Source organism: Maribacter sp. (genome assembly GCF_039974175.1).
Classification (GTDB): Bacteria; Bacteroidota; Bacteroidia; order Flavobacteriales; family Flavobacteriaceae; genus Maribacter_C.
Genome location: NZ_JBDWJN010000010.1, coordinates 513,533 through 531,247 on the forward strand (window position 1 = coordinate 513,533; position 17,715 = coordinate 531,247).

Annotated in this window: 13 protein-coding genes; 5 read left to right on the forward strand and 8 right to left on the reverse strand. The window is 39.4% G+C overall.

Going from position 1 to position 17,715, the window contains the following annotated elements:
- Window positions 1–115 precede the first annotated feature (115 nt).
- Both ABJN95_RS11355 and ABJN95_RS11360 read left to right on the forward strand, forming a co-directional pair.
- On the forward strand, window positions 116–1,216 hold the full coding sequence (locus ABJN95_RS11355) for a histidine kinase (protein ID WP_348370518.1): 1,101 nt from the start codon (window positions 116–118) through the stop codon (window positions 1,214–1,216).
- Window positions 1,216–1,932, forward strand: a complete 717-nt coding sequence (locus ABJN95_RS11360; RefSeq protein ID WP_348371728.1) for a response regulator transcription factor — start codon at window positions 1,216–1,218, stop codon at window positions 1,930–1,932. Before ABJN95_RS11355 ends, ABJN95_RS11360 begins: the two co-directional genes overlap by 1 nt.
- Before the next feature lie 90 nt (window positions 1,933–2,022).
- Here ABJN95_RS11360 and ABJN95_RS11365 read toward each other — a convergent pair whose 3' ends face one another.
- From ABJN95_RS11365 to ABJN95_RS11400, 8 genes are all read right to left on the reverse strand, one after another.
- Window positions 2,023–3,054, reverse strand: coding sequence for a LacI family DNA-binding transcriptional regulator (locus ABJN95_RS11365; protein WP_348370519.1), 1,032 nt, complete (start codon window positions 3,052–3,054; stop codon window positions 2,023–2,025).
- 202 nt (window positions 3,055–3,256) lie between these two features.
- Window positions 3,257–4,963: a sodium:solute symporter gene (locus tag ABJN95_RS11370; protein WP_348370520.1), complete on the reverse strand. Its 1,707-nt coding sequence runs from the start codon at window positions 4,961–4,963 to the stop codon at window positions 3,257–3,259.
- A 105-nt stretch (window positions 4,964–5,068) separates the two neighbouring features.
- Window positions 5,069–7,603: a PIG-L family deacetylase gene (locus tag ABJN95_RS11375; RefSeq protein WP_348371730.1), complete on the reverse strand. Its 2,535-nt coding sequence runs from the start codon at window positions 7,601–7,603 to the stop codon at window positions 5,069–5,071.
- 78 nt (window positions 7,604–7,681) lie between these two features.
- Window positions 7,682–8,242: a mechanosensitive ion channel family protein gene (locus ABJN95_RS11380; protein ID WP_348370521.1), complete on the reverse strand. Its 561-nt coding sequence runs from the start codon at window positions 8,240–8,242 to the stop codon at window positions 7,682–7,684.
- Window positions 8,243–8,247: 5 nt separating this feature from the next.
- A complete protein-coding gene (locus tag ABJN95_RS11385) occupies window positions 8,248–9,195 on the reverse strand; it encodes a septum formation inhibitor Maf (RefSeq protein ID WP_348370522.1) in 948 nt (315 codons plus the stop codon).
- 37 nt (window positions 9,196–9,232) lie between these two features.
- Window positions 9,233–9,820: a Maf-like protein gene (locus tag ABJN95_RS11390; RefSeq protein ID WP_348370523.1), complete on the reverse strand. Its 588-nt coding sequence runs from the start codon at window positions 9,818–9,820 to the stop codon at window positions 9,233–9,235.
- Window positions 9,821–9,852: 32 nt separating this feature from the next.
- Window positions 9,853–10,380, reverse strand: a complete 528-nt coding sequence (locus ABJN95_RS11395) for an HAD-IIIA family hydrolase (RefSeq protein ID WP_348370524.1) — start codon at window positions 10,378–10,380, stop codon at window positions 9,853–9,855.
- Window positions 10,381–10,476: 96 nt separating this feature from the next.
- A complete protein-coding gene (locus tag ABJN95_RS11400; protein WP_348370525.1) occupies window positions 10,477–11,223 on the reverse strand; it encodes a DUF2520 domain-containing protein in 747 nt (248 codons plus the stop codon).
- A 338-nt stretch (window positions 11,224–11,561) separates the two neighbouring features.
- Here ABJN95_RS11400 and ccsA point away from each other — a divergent pair, with 338 nt between their 5' ends.
- The 3 genes from ccsA to ABJN95_RS11415 all read left to right on the forward strand — a co-directional run bounded on the left by ccsA (window position 11,562) and on the right by ABJN95_RS11415 (window position 17,692).
- Window positions 11,562–14,744, forward strand: a complete 3,183-nt coding sequence (gene ccsA / locus ABJN95_RS11405; protein WP_348370526.1) for a cytochrome c biogenesis protein CcsA — start codon at window positions 11,562–11,564, stop codon at window positions 14,742–14,744.
- Between the two features lie 244 nt (window positions 14,745–14,988).
- Window positions 14,989–16,398, forward strand: a complete 1,410-nt coding sequence (locus ABJN95_RS11410) for an MATE family efflux transporter (RefSeq protein ID WP_348370527.1) — start codon at window positions 14,989–14,991, stop codon at window positions 16,396–16,398.
- Window positions 16,399–16,516: 118 nt separating this feature from the next.
- Window positions 16,517–17,692 carry a PLP-dependent aspartate aminotransferase family protein gene (locus tag ABJN95_RS11415; RefSeq protein WP_348370528.1) on the forward strand — a complete coding sequence of 392 codons (1,176 nt, stop codon included), beginning with the start codon at window positions 16,517–16,519 and terminating at the stop codon, window positions 17,690–17,692.
- Window positions 17,693–17,715: the final 23 nt, after the last annotated feature.

A 17,715-nucleotide genomic window follows, 5' to 3' on the forward strand; every position in this document is an offset into this window, starting at 1 on the left:
CTTTTTTTTGAGTTACTTCATTCATCAAAATATAGTTTTAAAGTTTTTTATTCTACCTTGGAACCCAAATAAAATTAGACCAATAACGCTTGACTGTCGCTATATACCATAACAAATGAGTTTTGAACAGATGATTGCTGGAAAAAGAATAAACGATTTATTGATAGTAGACACCCCTAAAGATTATAGGATAAGTTACAAATATCATATTGTCTTTTGGAGTATTTATTTTGTATTCAATACTTTACGCTGGAGTAGCATTCACAATGATTTTTTGTATTCCCTAAAAACCAACCTCATTGGTTTTCCTATTCACATGGCCTTGGCATACTTTAATATCTACTATTTAATGCCAAGGTATATTTATGCACGCAAGTACCTATCATTTATATTCTACATTCTAGTGGCTCTTGTACTGATGTTATTGGTGAAATACAATCTAACCTATTATTTGGTTAGCCCAGTGGTAATGCCTGAGATAGCGCCTGACATTAGCCACTTAACACTTGACTATGCCATACAGACCATGTTAGGAGAGTTTTATGTTATTAGCTTTGTAACGGCAATAAAAATTACCGTAGATCGCATACGAGAGAACAATAAGTTGCATGACCTAGAAAAAAGACAATTAACCACAGAACTCCGATTTCTTAGATCTCAAGTTTCACCTCATTTCTTTTTTAACACCCTGAATAATATTTATTCGCTCACCCTTGAAAAATCAAATAAGGCGCCTATAGTCATCTTAAAACTATCCGAATTGATGCGCTATCTGCTGTACTCCACCAACAAACCGAGGCAAGACCTAAAAGATGAACTTGACAGTATTCAGAATTATATCGACCTAGAGCGCATTCGTTTTGATGATTCACTTCAAATTGAGATTGGAATAACTGGAAACCTTGAGAATAAAAAAATTGCTCCAATGTTGCTAATACCTCTTGTAGAAAATTGTTTTAAACATGGTGCCAATAAAAATATAGGAAAAGTAGATATTTGCATAGATGCGAAAGTAGTTGATGACTTTTTGTATTTTAATATATCAAATACGATTCCAACAAGCAGAAAGGTAAATGATGTAGAGGCTGGTAGCAACGGTATTGGCCTATCGAATGTGAAGAAAAGACTCGAACTAGGTTATGACCAGGCCGATTATATGCTTAAAATAGCTGAAAAGGATGAAAAATTTCATGTTGATCTAAAATTGAAGGTGTGATGGTACTAAAGGTTATTGTAATAGATGATGAACCATTAGCGATAAATGTAGTTAAGAATTACATTGAAAAGGTAAAAGAACTGCAACTCATAGCAACATTTTCGAATGCTATTGAAGCACAATCGTACTTGAAAAACCAAGCGGTTGACGTTATTTTCTTAGACATTAATATGCCAATTTTGAACGGTTTGGATTTTCTTAAAAGCACCAAAGTCGAACCCCATGTAGTGATTACCACAGCACATGAAAAATATGCCCTGCAAAGTTACGAACTTGAGGCCATTGATTATTTGGTAAAACCCATACCGTTTCCCAGATTTTTAAAGTCGATTAATCGTATCATCAAATTGAGGCAATCAAAAGACGACCGGTATAACGCCCCCTCCTCAAGGAGACATATTTTTGTTAAGGTCGATAAGAAAAAGCTTCAAAAAATATACCTAGACGAAATTACGGTTATAGAAAGTTTGAAAGATTACATTCGCATCATTACCAGTTCCTCAAAATATATCATTCATAGAACGTTGGGTAGTTTTACAGAAGAATTACCATCCGATAAGTTTATTAGAATTCACCGCTCGTTTACGGTGGCCATTGATAAAGTAGATGTTGTTGAGGGAAACAGTTTGGAAATAGGAGGCATTCGCTACACTATCGGAAGGAGCTATCTCGCCAATACAAAAAGTGTGATCTTAAGCAAGACCTTAGAAGGCTAAGGGCGTTGCATTATCGGATCTCTTTCTATACGCTAGTTGCGCTTACAAAAGAGCGGTTGCGAAGACTAGGAAACATTCTTGCGAAGGTGTTCAGTCTAAATAATACATTACATTTTCTGGGGTAATGATATCAATGGGTAAATTTTGAGAGGGTATTGGTTTTCCAAAAAGGAAATGCTCGGCAAGATACCCAACGCCTAAATAGGCTTGCCGTTTGGGCTTTTGATGTATCAAGAAATCAATATAACCATTTCTCAAAAATTCAATATTTTCCTTTAACAAGTCGTAAGCTACAATAGTAAGGTCTTTGCTTAAATGCTCGATTGCTTTGATAAAGAGGTAGGCTTTGGAATTCGTTATAAAAACTGCAGCTACTTTTGGATTGGATTCTAGCAAATCTGTAGCATTTTTTTTAAGGATTTCTTTGTTGGAGGTTTTTAAACTGTAGGTTTCTATTTTTGGAGCAAACTGTTTCTCTTCGAAATACGCTTTAAACCCATTTTCTTTTAGTTTCATATGAGCTTCTTCATCAAGGTGCAAAACGACGGCAGTGGCAGTTTCATCATGTAGTCTATCAATTAAGCTTGCCGCAACCCGTCCACTTTGATACAGGTCTTGTCCAATAAAATTTTCGGTATTGAAGGCATCAATGAAATTGTTGAATAGGGCTACTAATACGTTCTGCTTTTGGCATTCTCTGAAAATATCTAGCGCCTCCTTCTGAAAAAGGGGCGCCATCAACAGCACATCAGGAGATGATTGTAATGCCTCTTGTGATTTTTCAAGAAAAGAAACACTGTTATATGGATGATAATAGAACCTTTGCACAAGAACGCCAAAAGGTTTAAATTCTTTGGCAGCATCTTTTATTCCTTGCACCGCTGGGTTCCAGTATGCGTCTTCCTTCGGATCTGGCATCAATACGCATATGCTATAAACCTTATTGTTTTTTAGATTTCGAGCAATCGGATTGGGTTGGTAATCTATTTCTTTGAGTACTTTTTCAACACGTAGTTGGGCTTTCTTGGATACTTTCCCACGGCGATGCAAAACCCTATCTACGGTACCTTTTGAGACCCCTGCTAACTCTGCAATATCTTTTATAGTGTATTTTTTATCCATGGGTTATTTCTGCAAATGCCTTCTAAAATCTTAAATGCTTATAGCCTACATTTTGTAAATATAAATAATTCATAAATGTATGTTAAAAATCGTAGGGAATTGAATGCTGACTTTTGGAAATTTGGCCCCGATAGATCAAGATGTAATTTGTTTTGTTCACGGTATAAGAAGTATTTTAGGAGGCAATTACTACAGTGGTAGGTTATCCTTCCATTGTTTTGCCTTTAACCTGCCTGTCAAAGCTCTCTATGACTATGGCAATTGCAATTACCAGCGCACAACCAAATGCATTGAGCCATAGATACGACATCCAATCTTGATAAAAGCCTATAAAAACAATTACCTGAGTAATTAGAGCCGCCACGAAAACCGCATTGCCTTTGACGTACCTAATAAAAAAGGCCAACAGAAATATTCCTAGCACGTTTCCGTAGAAAATTGAACCGATAATATTTACAAGTTGTATTAAATTGTCAAAGAGGTTGGCAATATTCGCAATAAAAATCGCTACAATACCCCAAACCAGGGTAAAGAATTTGGAAGCCCTGACATAATGTTGCTCCGAAGCAGTTTCTTTTTTGTTTCTTTTATACAAGTCCAAGGCCGTAATAGTACCTAAGGCATTAAGTTCAGAAGCGGTGGATGACATTGCAGCTGATAAAATGACTGCCAATAATAGTCCGATAAGACCTTTGGGAAGATTGTTCAAGATAAAGTGAATAAACACGTAATCTTTGTCATTCGTTTCAGCACTATTGTCGGCTTTACTTATTAGAGCTTTGGCGGCAACTCTATTGGTACTGTCTCTTTTGTTAATTTCAATAATGTGTTGCTTGGCTTCGTCAATGGCATTGTATTCTTTTAATTCCAAGGCTGCCGAAAATTGATTTTGGGCCATCTTCTTCTCAATTTCCAAAGAAATCTGGCTTTCCTGTAGCTGTTTGTAGTCATCAGCATAATCAGACTCCATCACTGTTTTTGTGGCTGATGGGTTAAAGTTTAATGGAGCAGCATTGTACTGATAGAAGACAAACACCATAACGCCCACCAGCAGAATAAAAAACTGCATTGGTATCTTTAAAATTCCATTGAAAATAAGGCCCAATTGACTTTCTCTTACTGATTTTCCTGAAAGATAACGCTGTACTTGACTTTGGTCTGTACCGAAATAAGCAAGAGCTAAAAAGAGGCCACCGGTTATTCCACTCCAAAACGTATATCTGCTTTTTGTGTCAAAAGTGAAATCAAGTATATTCAATTTATCACTGGCCCCCGCTATTTTGAGCGCTTTACCAAACGAAATGTCTGTTGGCAAATATCCCAGAATGAAGAAAAAGGCAATAAACATACCTGTCATAATGATAAACATCTGTTGCTTCTGGGTAACGCTAACAGCTTTCGTACCACCTGAAACGGTGTAAATAATGACCAACACACCAATGATAACGTTTAAAGTACGTAAATCCCACCCAAGAACCGCTGACAAAATAATCGAAGGGGCAAAAATGGTAATACCTGCTGCAAGACCACGCTGAATTAAAAATAGAATGGCAGCAAGCGATCTGGTTTTTAAGTCAAACCGATCTTCAAGAAATTCGTAAGCTGTGTATACTTTAAGCTTGTGGTAAATAGGCACGAATACCATACAAATGATAATCATGGCCAGCGGTAGGCCAAAATAGAATTGAACAAAGCCCATACCATCATGAAAGGCCTGACCAGGCGTTGATAGGAATGTAATGGCACTGGCTTGAGTAGCCATTACCGATAGTCCTATAGTCCACCACTTCGAATCTCTTCCGCCACCTACATAGTCCTCTACATTTTGGCTTCCTTTGGTTTTCCAAACCCCATAGCCTACAATAAACAATAGCGTTCCGGCAAGTACAATCCAATCTATTGTCTCCATATCAGGTGAAAGAAGTCATTAGATATGAAAAAATCAAAACGTAAAGAATATTCAGAATGAGCACTATAGAATATTCTTTTTTCCAAATGAATTTGTCGTGCATATTTATCCTTTAACAGCGGGTGTTTTCTTTACATTTTCTTTTCCGATAGACAACATATTCGCAAAGAGTTTGTAGGCGCCAGAAACTCCTGCAGGCAATTCCCTAAAAAAGCTTAGTCCGGTATAGATGTAATTTCCTTGTCCATAAGGAGCGACCAAAAGACTACCTTCTGTAGCCGATTCACCTTGGTCTTTCATCGATAAAATAGGGGTAAAGGCATCATCCCATTCACTGGGAAAATACAATCCTCTTTCTTGTACCCACCCATCAAAATCTTTTTCTGTTATTGGATTTGGGAAGTTCATTAAGGCGTGGTCTTTTGCCACAATTTTCACGCCAGAATTCTCATCGGTAACACGGTCTCTAGATAGTTTAAGATCGTAAGGAGCAATATTGCTAAACTGTTTGTCCCATCTGCCGGCCGTATTGTATTGTACGATTAGATTGCCTCCATCCTTGACGTAATCTAATATAAAGCGTTGTTTAAACTGCAGTTCTTTAACCACATTATAGCCGCGTATGCCAACCACCACCGCATCAAACTTATCTAGGCTACCTGCTTGGATGGTGCTCGGATCGACAGCAACAACATTGTATCCGATTTGTTTCAGACTTGTTGGAACATCATCGCCAGCACCCATAATATATCCTATATGCTCTCCTAAACGCTGAATATTTAAACGAACAACCTTTGCTTGAGCAGGCAGTAAAACCGACTGTGTGGGCACGTGGTCGTAGGCAATGGTTACCAATTCTTTGGTGATTTGTTTGTCATCTATTTTAATGATGGGGGAAATGTAACTCTCATCCTCATTGGTGGGAGGCGTCAAGGTAAACAGTAAAATTTGCTCGTCATTTTTCTTGGCAATTTCAAAGGGCTTGGTTTCTTCATCAACGGTCCAGCCTTTAGAATAACTAAATTGCACATCACCTTTTACATTGTCTTTATGAGCTTTTACAGTAATCGCAATCTGTTTGGGTTTTCCATCGGCAAAAATCACCACTTTATCATCAAAGCGCGCTGTGGCTTCTGGCAGTACTTCAAAAGGTTGGTATAGCTCACCCTTGTCATTTCGCGCATATTTGTACACCACGGGTTTCTGAAACGTGATTTCATAACCATCAAAATTCAAAACAAAATTCGCATGAAAGGCTCTCGGGGTCTCGGGTTTGCCAATTAAGCTTTTGTTCGCAACTTTGTATATGCCTAGTGTACCTTTCTCATTTAACCAATACGGACTCGTAAATTCTGTCGTTTCTGGAACATTCAAATCAAGCTCGAAATTATGCTTCTTATTATTTTCGAGGATGATGTTTTGATCAAGGCTTGCATCTACTTCAGTTAAACCAACTGACTTCAGCCTGATCATAGAGGCGCTCCGATTCAAAACATCAATCTTCACCTTGGTGCTGTTTCCAGGATTGGTTATGGCCGTTTCGGCGGAAGCTTCCAAATACAATCCCGCTACTCCCTGTATGATATTTTCAATTTCTTCAAGTTTGATGTCTTTCCAATGCACATCAGAAAGTGAATTGATAAGCTTATGTGCTTCTAGTAGTTGTGGAAGGTGTTTTGAGGGATTCTTAAAATCAAAATCTGCCTCCACCTTGGTGAGCAATTGACCTATAGCTTCTCCGCCCTCGATTCTTGACCAAGTTGTATTAATGCCATCAAAAATGTTTGTTTTGTTTTTGGGTAAATCACCCTTTAGTAATTCGATGTACTCGTTTTCACTTCCACGCGACGTAATTCGACCAAAACCTTGACATAAATGTTGACTACTAGCCCAAGAAGCAATTTCATTATTGGAAACGCCAAGGGTAGGGTAAAAGACCCCAACATCCATACTCATCATTGCCGACTTATCAGCCTTTTCAAAATTTTCTCTGCTTCCGTAAAACCACCAAGAAGTGTTAAAAAATAAACGTTTGGGTTGCCATACTGCTGTTGAAGTCAATTGTTCAGGATATGCTTTTGGATCATTGACCAAATCAAAGGCTTCATAACTCAACATGGCCGATGAGGTATGATGCCCATGTGTTGAACCAGGCGACCTGTGGTCAAAACGATTTATGATTACATCGGGTTTAAATGCTCGTATTATTTGTACAACATCGCCTAATATTTCCTCTTTATTCCACAATTTGAGCGTTTCATCAGGATGCTTAGAATAACCAAAATCATTGGCGCGACTAAAAAATTGCTGCCCACCATCTACTCTTCTTGCCGCCAAAAGTTCTTGAGTTCGAAGAACGCCAAGCAATTCACGTAACTCAGGCCCAATTAAATTTTGGCCACCATCACCTCGTGTAAGAGATAAATACGCTGTGTTTGCTTTAACCTTATTTGATAAATAGGATATCAGACGCGTGTTTTCATCATCGGGATGGGCGGCAACGTAAAGCGCTTTTCCCAAGAAATTGAGTTTTTGAATGGAATGATATATTTCAGCTGAAGTCTCTTTTTTAGGGGCTTGAGCTAGAATCTGTGAAGCAAAAAATAAAAGGGTAATGAATAATACAAGGTATTGACGCATCATTATAATTGTAAGTTGGCGCTCAAATATAGAAAGATAAAGAGCGAACCCTTGTTTTTTTACAACTTCTTTAACAAATCAAATTGCATCTGAACCATCGTCTGATGTACCCGGAGTGGCTATCAAAGCAATAGCTTTTTGAAGCATCATATTATTTGGATACGTAATTAATTCTCCAGTACTCCTTCTTAGATGTACATGGAAGGCCTTGATATCTTCAATGACGAATATAGGATCGCTTTCTTCTTGCTCGTCTCTTATTTCTTTATCCATGATTTTAATGCGATCTCCAATTTTAAAAGGAAAGGAGAAAAAAAGTATAACACCTGAGGTAACATTACTTAAGATAGACCATTGGGCAAAAAGTGCTACCCCGATTACTGCAAAAATCGACGAAAACAATAAGCCAAGATCTTGGAAGTTTACCCCCCAAATAAAAGTAATGGCACCTATTCCTAAAAAGTTTAAAATAGCATAGATGTACTTCGTAATCAGAACAGTTCTTGCTTCCGCTATTCCACTGATACGTCCGATTCTGCGTACTGTGGTACTCCCAATAACTCGCGAGATTACAACAATAAGAACGATAGCTGACGTCCAAATCAGTTCTTTTTGATAGGTAACAAAAAAATCTTCCATAAAACTTACAGTCCTAAACTATCACGCAAAGGTAAATATTCATTGCTATTTTTTTGCCAATACGGACTCTTAATGGACTTCAATTTAGTTGCTGTTGATGTCAATAATTTGGCTTTTGGTCCGTAGCCATCTTTAAAAGTATCAGACCAGCTCTCAATGGTATGAGGGAAGGAAGTACTAAAACTAATTTTCAGGCTGCGGCCTAGCTCAGGATAGTTGATATTATAGGTGGTGATACCGTTATTTTTAGTTAAACTAACATCTGCATTGTATGACTTTAACTCTTTATGAGTCAATCTAATATACTCCATAGAAGGAATGATTTGCATATTTCCTGTAGGTAGGCCCTCTGGGTTGATTCGAATCTTGTTCCAGAGCTCGTTTTCTAATAAGGCTTTTTCTAGATTTAAGGCAACATCTGCTTCAGATTCAAAGTACGAATGCGACATAATTTCAAAAGCTTCCCTATTGTTCAATTGGGCATATACCTGTCCACACCATTCTTGTGAGGAAAACGAAACTTTGAGAGCATGCTGATTATCATGAACGGGGTAAAAACTGCTGCTCATTATAGAGTACGGATAAATACCAGTTAAGTATTTTTTAGTACTGTTTAGCTTTAAAACAGGAATGTTGTCAGGGTTATTGCCATCGGCCTTCACCTGTTTTTGATTATGAAAAGGTTCGGTCACATAGATCATCACCGCATTTCCTTCGCGTATCTCACCATATCGAGCCTGTTCGAGCTTGTAGGATGTAATTTCTGCTTCCCCGGCATACCAATAGTGTTTGAACTCTTCAGATAATGGTTTTTTGTCTGCAGCGCTTGTAATCGCCGTACTCATAGCCAAATTGTTCTTCTGAGCAGCAACTTGTTCATTACAAGATTGGAGAAACAGCGTTAGAGCAGCAAAAGTCAACAGGCTAATTACAACTTTGAGGTAATTTTTCATAGTACGATTTTCTTTCTATAAAGTTACTTAAAACCAACTAGTTTACCATTTCAATTAACGTTTTGTAGACTAAATGTGTAGGTAAACCAACGACATTGGTGTATGAACCTCTTATTTCTTCAATGGCTATGAGTCCAATCCATTCTTGAATGCCGTATGCTCCTGCTTTATCAAAGGGCTGGCATGTATTGATATAGAACCAAATTTCATCGTCTGATAATTCCTTTAGCTTAACCTCAGTGGAATGGTGTACCGTTTTTTGCCCCTGATGCGTAGTAAATGTAACTGAAGTAATAACCTCATGCCAATCACCCGATAATGTTTTTAGCATTTGAAAGGCTTCGGTAGCATTGGAAGCTTTGGCCAATGATTTGTCTTTATGCCAGACGACCGTATCGGAGGTTATTAGTATTTCTTGAGGTAACAAACCGCCTTGAAAAGGGGTTGCTTTTAAAGCCGCTAAATAGTCAGATATCTCACTTCCCTGAAGTTCTTTTGGGTACACTTCATCAACAGGTTTCAAGCGTACTTCAAAATCAAGTTGCAATTCTTTGAAAAACTGCTGCCTTCTGGGCGAACCAGATGCCAGAATGATTTTATAGTCAGCTAAATTGTTCTGGAGCATGTTTTATCTTTTTTACAAGCTATGAACTGCCATCAATCATTCGCAGCACTGAAGTTACCATACCAATCACCTCTTACCTTGAGTACCTGTTCAATAACATCGCGAACACAGGCATTTCCGCCATTTCGATGCGATATGTATTTGGCGACTTCCTTTACCTCTTGAATGGCGTCTTGAGGACAAGTCGGAAGGCCCACTACTTTCATAGGTGGAATATCGGGCATATCATCACCCATATAGAGCACATTTTCGGGCGCTATATCGTGTTTTGATAAATATTCTTGAAGCGGCACCTCCTTATGGTGGGCTCCCAAATAAATATCGGTCACACCTAAGCCGGCAAGCCGCAATCGTACCCCTTCGTTTGTACCTCCAGTGATGATACATACATTGTATCCTTTTTGTAAAGCTGTTTTTAGCGCATAGCCATCTTTTACGCTCATTTTGCGCAACATTTCGCCTTGGGTTGTGATCAATAAAGTTCCATCTGTAAACACGCCGTCTACATCGAAAACAAAGGTGGTAATATGCTTTAGGTATTCTTTATAGCTTTTCTCCAAAGTATCTGATTTTGTTGGTTATTTTACAATAGCCCATAATAAAGCAAAATAGGCTGGTATTTTTATGCGTTTCCTTTGTCATCTGTGTTTTTATGTCTACTGCTTACTTTCGTAAGTTTCTTTGATTGATTTGGTTAGCATGCGATAGACCTCTTTATGTGTTTTGCTTTTTAATTGACTTAGATGGCTGTCAATGGTGCTATCATCATTGCGTTTTGCTGGCCCCGTCTGTGCGTCGATAGGAGAGAGCGTATTTATTTTATGAGCCGTTTCTGTAATAAGTGGCTTCAAAGCGTCAAACGGAACTCCGTTTTCTAGGCAAATATCGTTTCCGATCTGGTAGATGTGATTGGTAAAATTATTTACAAAGACGGCAGCCAGATGCAGTGATTTTCTTTGTTTGGAGGATAGCTCGTAAACGGATTGTGAAATGGCCCTTGCCAGTGTACGAAGCAACTCAAGATCGTTCTTATGTTCTGCTTCAATGCAAAGCGGAATTGTTTGGAAATCTACTTTTCTTCCTTTTGAAAACGTCTGTAAAGGGTAAAAAACCCCTCTGCGAACTTCCTTGGGTAAAGCGTGCATTGCAACACTTCCTGAAGTATGAACAAGCAATGCATTTGACTTTACAAAGTGTTCTGAAACGGTGGCAATAGCATCATCACTTACAGCGATAATATAAATATCGACTTCCTCGTCGCGGCTTCGCATCCTTTCTAACGCCTGCGATAATTGGTCTCCTCGACTGGCTATTTGTAACACCGCAACACCATTCGTATTAGAAAAGACATCCAATAAGTGGTTGGAGACCGCGCCTGTGCCAACAAGGGTTACGTTAATCATGCCGTAAATTTAGGCATATATTCCATGTAATGAAATATCAGACTGCACGCATGTTTACGTATCGAAGGTGAAAGTTTGATTACAAAAGTCTAAAGAACACGCTGAAGGCGTTGTGTTATGAAATAACCACCATGAATAGGAGTGTATTGGCCTTAGGAAATTGCAAGTGCAGTGCGATTATAGATGCTATCATTTGAGTAGTTCTTTAAAGGACGACATGGCTATACCTTGCTCCGCTTGAATATTAACAATTCTGTTTAACTTTTTAAGCGTTTAGAGCGTCGTAAAAACCATAAAAAGGTGGTATTTTTGCATGCTGAAAACCAATTCATCTGCTGATGACAGAATTGCTCAAGAAATTTTTCTTCTCCACCCGCTTAATGGCCATTTTGTTTTTGGTGTTTGCACTTGCCATGGGTATCGGCACTTTTGTAGAAAGCAAGTATAGCACGGAAACGGCCCGAATTTGGGTTTATAACACCACCTGGTTTGAAGCGATAATGGTCTTTTTTGTTATCAATTTTATCGGAAATATGTTCCGATACAAGCTCTTTACCTGGAAAAAATGGCCCGTACTCACCCTGCATCTATCATGGATTCTTATTATAGTTGGGGCCTTTGTAACCCGATATATTAGTTTCGAAGGCATGATGCCGATACGTGAGGGCAATTCAGAAAAGGTTTTCTATTCTGATAAAACCTATTTAACAGCGTTTGTTGATGGGGAGATTAATGGCGAGCCCAAAAGAAAATTTTTAGAAGATGATTTAATCGTTACACCCGAAGCCTTAAAATCGAATCTTCCTTGGAATTCAGATTATAACGGACAAGACTTCTCCGTAACCTACGTAGATTTTCTAAAAGGAGCTAAAGAAGGTTTAATTCCTGATGAGAACGGAAAGGAATTTTTAAAAATAGTAGAGGCGGGTAGTGGTCAGCGTGAGGAGCATTATCTTGAGAATCATAAAGTGAACAATGTTCACAATGTTCTTTTTGCTTTGAACCTTCCAACAGAGGGCGCTATAAACCTTTTTACTACCGATTCTACCTATCAAATCAAATCACCTTTTGAGGGCAACTTTATGCGTATGGCCGACCAATTTCAAGGGCAGGTCGTTAAAGATAGTTTGCAAGAATTTCAGTTGCGATCGCTATATGCCATGGCAGGAATGCAGTTTGTGATTCCTGAACCACTGATAAAGGGTGCTTATGGGGTAGTGGAAGTGCCAGAGGAAGAAATCAACGAAGCTACGGCTTCCGCCTTAGTAGTTGAAATTACTTCCGAAGGGCAAACGGTTCAGAAAAAGCTTTTAGGCGGTAAAGGCATATCAAACTTCACCGATAAGTTTTCGGTAGGCGGTCTTGATTTCTCTTTGGCCTATGGTTCTAAAGTATATGAACTGCCTTTCAGTATTAAACTGAATGATTTTATCGCAGAAAAATATCCGGGTACCGAAAAGGGCTATGCTTCATTTATGAGTAAGGTAACGGTTGAAGATGGTCGCCCATTTGACTATGATATTTTTATGAACAATATTTTAGACCATCGCGGGTATCGATTTTTTCAATCGAGCTTTCACCCAGACGAAAAAGGAACGGTACTTTCGGTTAATCACGACCAATGGGGAACATGGATTACCTACTTGGGATATTTTCTGCTTTACATCGGACTCATGGGAATCATGTTTTTTGGAAAAACCCGTTTTAAAGATTTAACCAAATCACTTGACAAGCTCAAAGCCAAGAAAGCTGCCCTTTCCATTCTATTACTTCTAGGGTGTTTTGTTTCAGCTTCGGCCCAAGAACATACTGCCGATGACGGCCATGACCATAATCTAAAACCCACGCAAGCGCAGATTGATTCCATTTTACAAACTACCATCGTTTCGAAAGAACACGCCGAAGCCTTTGGCAAGTTGGTCATACAAGATGAAGGTGGTCGCATGAAGCCTATCAATACCTTTTCGTCTGAATTGTTACGAAAATTGAGTTTGAAAGACAAGTTCCAGAACATGAACTCTGACCAAGTGTTCTTGTCTATGATGTTGAATGCACCTGCCTGGTACAATACAGCGTTTATTGCCGTAGATAAGAAGGGCAAGAATGATAGTATTCGCAATGTATTGGGTGTACCTAAAGGACAGGAATTTATCAAGGCTACCGATTTCTTTGATGATAAGGGCGGATATAAATTGGCGCCCTTTATAGACGATGCGACAACTGCTTTGAACCCTAATAAATTCCAACAAGATTTAAAAGATGCACATATTCGATTGTCATTATTAAATCAAGCTCTAAGTGGTGATATTGTGAAGATATTTCCGTTGCTCGATGATGAAAATAATAAATGGATCTCTGCCTTGGAATATCGCGGCGGACAATTTCCGGTTTCTGATTCGCTATACGGAAACTTCGTAAAAAATGCGCTGCCATATTACGTAATGTCACTCCGTAAATCTATAGCAACTGGTGATTATGCGGAGGCGGATAAACTACTTGGAGCATTTAAAAAGAACCAAGAAAATCATGGTAGTGAGGTGCTGCCTTCTGCGGAAAAGATTAACACCGAGGTGATTTATAACAAATTGGGAATCTTTAATTTGTTATATCGTTTGTATGCCTTGGTTGGTGTGCTGCTGTTTTTTGTAGTTATCTTCCAGATATTTAAAGAGCGTGAAATATGGAAAGCGGCGTCCTACGTTTTGAAAGGAACCATTATCATTCTTTTTCTTTGGCATACCACCGGCTTGATCTTACGTTGGTATATATCTGGTCATGCGCCATGGAGCGATGCCTATGAGAGTATTCTTTACGTTTCTTGGGCCACAATGGGAATGGGTATGTTATTTGCGAGAAAAAGTACAATGACGCTAGCGGCTTCGGCCTTTGTGGCATCGATGCTTTTGTTTATTGCCCACCAGAACTGGGTTGATCCTGCAATCGGTAATTTGGTTCCGGTATTGGATAGTTATTGGTTGATGATTCACGTAGCGGTAATTGTAGGCAGCTATGGGCCGTTGACCGTGGGTATGATTTTAGGCGTTGTTTGTCTACTCCTGATGATTTTGACTACCAGTGAGAACAAGAAACGTATGGAGCTCAATTTAAAAGAATTGACCATCATTAACGAGCTAGCATTGACTGTTGGTTTGATCATGTTAACCATCGGCAATTTCCTAGGCGGCCAATGGGCAAACGAAAGCTGGGGGCGCTATTGGGGTTGGGACCCCAAAGAAACATGGGCTTTGATTTCGATAATGGTGTACGCCTTTGTCATTCATACACGATTGGTGCCAGGGCTTCGCGGTCGATGGACCTTCAACTTCCTCAGTGTAATCGCTTATGCCAGCATTATGATGACCTATTTTGGGGTAAACTATTACCTGGTCGGCCTACACAGCTATGGACAAAGTGGGGCAGCGGCCATTACACCAGATTACATATGGTATATTGCGCTGGCGGTAATAGTTTTGGGCGGAATTAGCTTCTGGCGATATAAAGCGAACTTTTCTAAGGTTTAGAAATTTCTAAATATTCTGGTTGTCCGATAGAATCAAGCTAAGCTTTTATCAGCATATGATATGTTAAATAAGGCTTCGACACTCAGAGATTAAAATAATTTCTGCATATTTGCAGCATCATGAAGTTATAAGAATTATGTTTTCAATAGATGTCATCGGGTTCTTGCCCAGGAAGTAGTCGACTTTGAGTCCTGCTTTTTGACACTATTATTTGCCTTCTTTTTTCACATAATTCTATTTCATAATGACACAATCCAATACCCTTTCAATAAAAAAACTATTCAATTATTTTATCCAAGCCGTTACAGGTAAGGAGAACGAATTTACCACCGGAAGCATTCGTAAGGCGATCTTTATGCTCTCCATTCCGATGATTCTCGAGATGATGATGGAATCTATTTTCGCCATTGTCGATATTGCCTACGTATCTCAGGTCAGCGTAAACGCTGTGGCTACAATTGGTCTTACCGAATCGGTTATCACCCTAGTCTATGCCGTAGCCATTGGTTTAAGTATGGCGGCCACCGCCGTAGTTGCGCGTCGAATTGGTGAAAAAGATGTTCAAGGTGCTAAAGAGGCCGCCGTACAGGCAATCGCACTTGGTGTTTTGGTTTCGCTTGTTGTTGGCGTGATCGGCTTTTTATTTGCCAAAGACATACTGGCGCTAATGGGGGCCGAACCCGAACTTATTGCCGAGGGCTATGGCTATACCCAACTTTTACTTGGTGGGAATATTACCATTCTCTTGTTGTTTCTGATTAACGCCATTTTTAGAGGAGCCGGTAATGCATCAATTGCCATGTGGACCTTGGTACTCTCCAACGGCTTGAATATTATTTTAGACCCAATTTTCATCTTCGGATGGGGCCCTGTTCCCGAATACGGGGTGATGGGGGCCGCAATAGCTACAAATATTGGTAGGGGTACGGCGGTGCTATTCCAATTGGCCATTTTGTTTTTTGGATGGAGCGCGATTCAAATCAAGCTTAAAGATATGGTTATCCGGTTTAACGTAATGCTAAACCTAATCAAGGTTTCCATAGGAGGGATAGCCCAATTCTTAATAGGAACCTCTAGCTGGGTTTTCTTAATGCGTATGATGGCCGAATTTGGTAGCGAAGTACTGGCGGGTTATACCATTGCCATTCGAATTATGTTATTTACGCTAATGCCTTCTTGGGGCATGAGCAACGCGGCGGCAACCTTGGTAGGGCAGAATCTCGGTGCAAAAAAACCAGCTAGGGCAGAAACCTCCGTTTGGAAAACAGGTAAGTATAATGCCTATTTTATGGGTATTGTATCTATCATTTATCTGTTTTTTGCACATGATCTAGTGGGTTGGTTTAATGCAAACCCAGTGGTAATAGAAAATGGAGGACTTTGCCTGCAAATTATCGCCATAGGCTATATTTTCTATGCTTACGGAATGGTAGTAACCCAAGCCTTTAATGGAGCGGGGGATACAGGTACACCAACAAAAATCAATTTGGTGTCCTTTTGGATGTTTCAGCTTCCCTTCGCGTATTTGGCTGCGATTACCTTTGAATTAGGAGCGCTGGGGGTATTTATGGCCATAACGGCAGCTGAAGTTCTCTTGGCTATTATTTCTATTATTTGGTTTAAAAAAGGAAATTGGAAAAAGGTTGAGGTTTGATACGAAGACTGTACACACCTAACGCGCCTTCTAGAGAGATAGGGCGTCACTTTATAGAAATAGATTTCTCATTATAAATCCGATTTTAGTAACTTTAACATACGATAAAATTCGAATGATGAGCGATATTAAAAAAGGCTTGAACACCATTTGCACCCATGTTGGTGCTATAGAAGACAAAGAGTTTAAAGGGGCGGTTTCTCCCTTGTATATGAGTAGTTCCTATGCGTTTGAGGACGTTGACAAAAAGCGCTATCCAAGGTATTTCAATACGCCCAATCAGGAAGGTCTTTCAAAAAAAATAGCTGCCTTAGAGCATGCGGAGACGGCATTGATATTTGGTAGCGGCATGGCAGCAGTAAGTACTTCCTTGATGGCCTTTCTTCGTGCAGGAGATCATATTGTTCTTCAGCAAACCTTATACGGAGGTACTTATAATTTGGTAACAGAGCAGTTTGACAACTACGGAATTTCCTACTCTTTTACAGAAGGATGGCGAGCTGAAGATTTTGCGGCAAAGATTAAAGAGAACACCAAAGTTATTTATATCGAAACGCCGTCTAATCCTTTATTGACTATTACCGATTTGGACGCCATTGGAAAGCTGTCAAAAAAGCATGGCATTGTTTCGATGATTGACAACACTTTTGCCAGCCCTGTGAATCAAAACCCCATTGATTTTGGCATTGATGTGGTGATCCATAGTGCTACAAAGTATATGGGCGGACATTCTGATATTTGTGCTGGTGCGGTTGCATCATCACAAACCCATATAGAGCGCATTTATCAATTGGCAAAGAACTTTGGAGGTAGTCTTAGTGATTATACCGTTTGGCTTTTAGAGCGAAGCATTAAAACCATGGGGCTACGTGTTAAAGCACAAAACGCAAATGCGCAGCGAATGGCTGAATTTCTTTATAATACCCCGGCTATTGCGGCGGTATATTATCCGGGTTTGCCTTCGCATCCTGATTATGCATTAGCAAAATCACAAATGCGTGGTTTTGGCGGTATGTTGTCTTTTGAATTGGAAGCAACTTATGATGCCAAGCAATTTAGGAAATCGCTTCAAATGATTAAGTCATCGATGAGTCTAGCAGGAGTTGAGAGTACCGTAATTTCGCCTGCCGAAACCTCACATGCCGGCATGAGCCCAGAGGTTAGAGCTCAGCAGGGAATCAAAGACGGACTCATTCGTTTTTCGGTAGGAATTGAGGAACCCGAGGATTTAATTGCCGATATTGAACAAGCATTAGAAAAAGTAAGGTCTCAAGAGGTAATTACGACTCACTAAACCTACTTTCAAAACCAAACTTA

Coding starts and splice junctions, on each gene's coding strand:
- ABJN95_RS11355 (WP_348370518.1), top strand. CDS start 116: ATGAGTTTTGAACAGATGATTGCTGGAAAAAGAATAAACGATTTATTG.
- ABJN95_RS11360 (WP_348371728.1), top strand. CDS start 1,216: ATGGTACTAAAGGTTATTGTAATAGATGATGAACCATTAGCGATAAAT.
- ABJN95_RS11365 (WP_348370519.1), bottom strand. CDS start 3,054: ATGGATAAAAAATACACTATAAAAGATATTGCAGAGTTAGCAGGGGTC.
- ABJN95_RS11370 (WP_348370520.1), bottom strand. CDS start 4,963: ATGGAGACAATAGATTGGATTGTACTTGCCGGAACGCTATTGTTTATT.
- ABJN95_RS11375 (WP_348371730.1), bottom strand. CDS start 7,603: ATGCGTCAATACCTTGTATTATTCATTACCCTTTTATTTTTTGCTTCA.
- ABJN95_RS11380 (WP_348370521.1), bottom strand. CDS start 8,242: ATGGAAGATTTTTTTGTTACCTATCAAAAAGAACTGATTTGGACGTCA.
- ABJN95_RS11385 (WP_348370522.1), bottom strand. CDS start 9,195: ATGAAAAATTACCTCAAAGTTGTAATTAGCCTGTTGACTTTTGCTGCT.
- ABJN95_RS11390 (WP_348370523.1), bottom strand. CDS start 9,820: ATGCTCCAGAACAATTTAGCTGACTATAAAATCATTCTGGCATCTGGT.
- ABJN95_RS11400 (WP_348370525.1), bottom strand. CDS start 11,223: ATGATTAACGTAACCCTTGTTGGCACAGGCGCGGTCTCCAACCACTTA.
- ccsA (WP_348370526.1), top strand. CDS start 11,562: ATGACAGAATTGCTCAAGAAATTTTTCTTCTCCACCCGCTTAATGGCC.
- ABJN95_RS11410 (WP_348370527.1), top strand. CDS start 14,989: ATGACACAATCCAATACCCTTTCAATAAAAAAACTATTCAATTATTTT.
- ABJN95_RS11415 (WP_348370528.1), top strand. CDS start 16,517: ATGAGCGATATTAAAAAAGGCTTGAACACCATTTGCACCCATGTTGGT.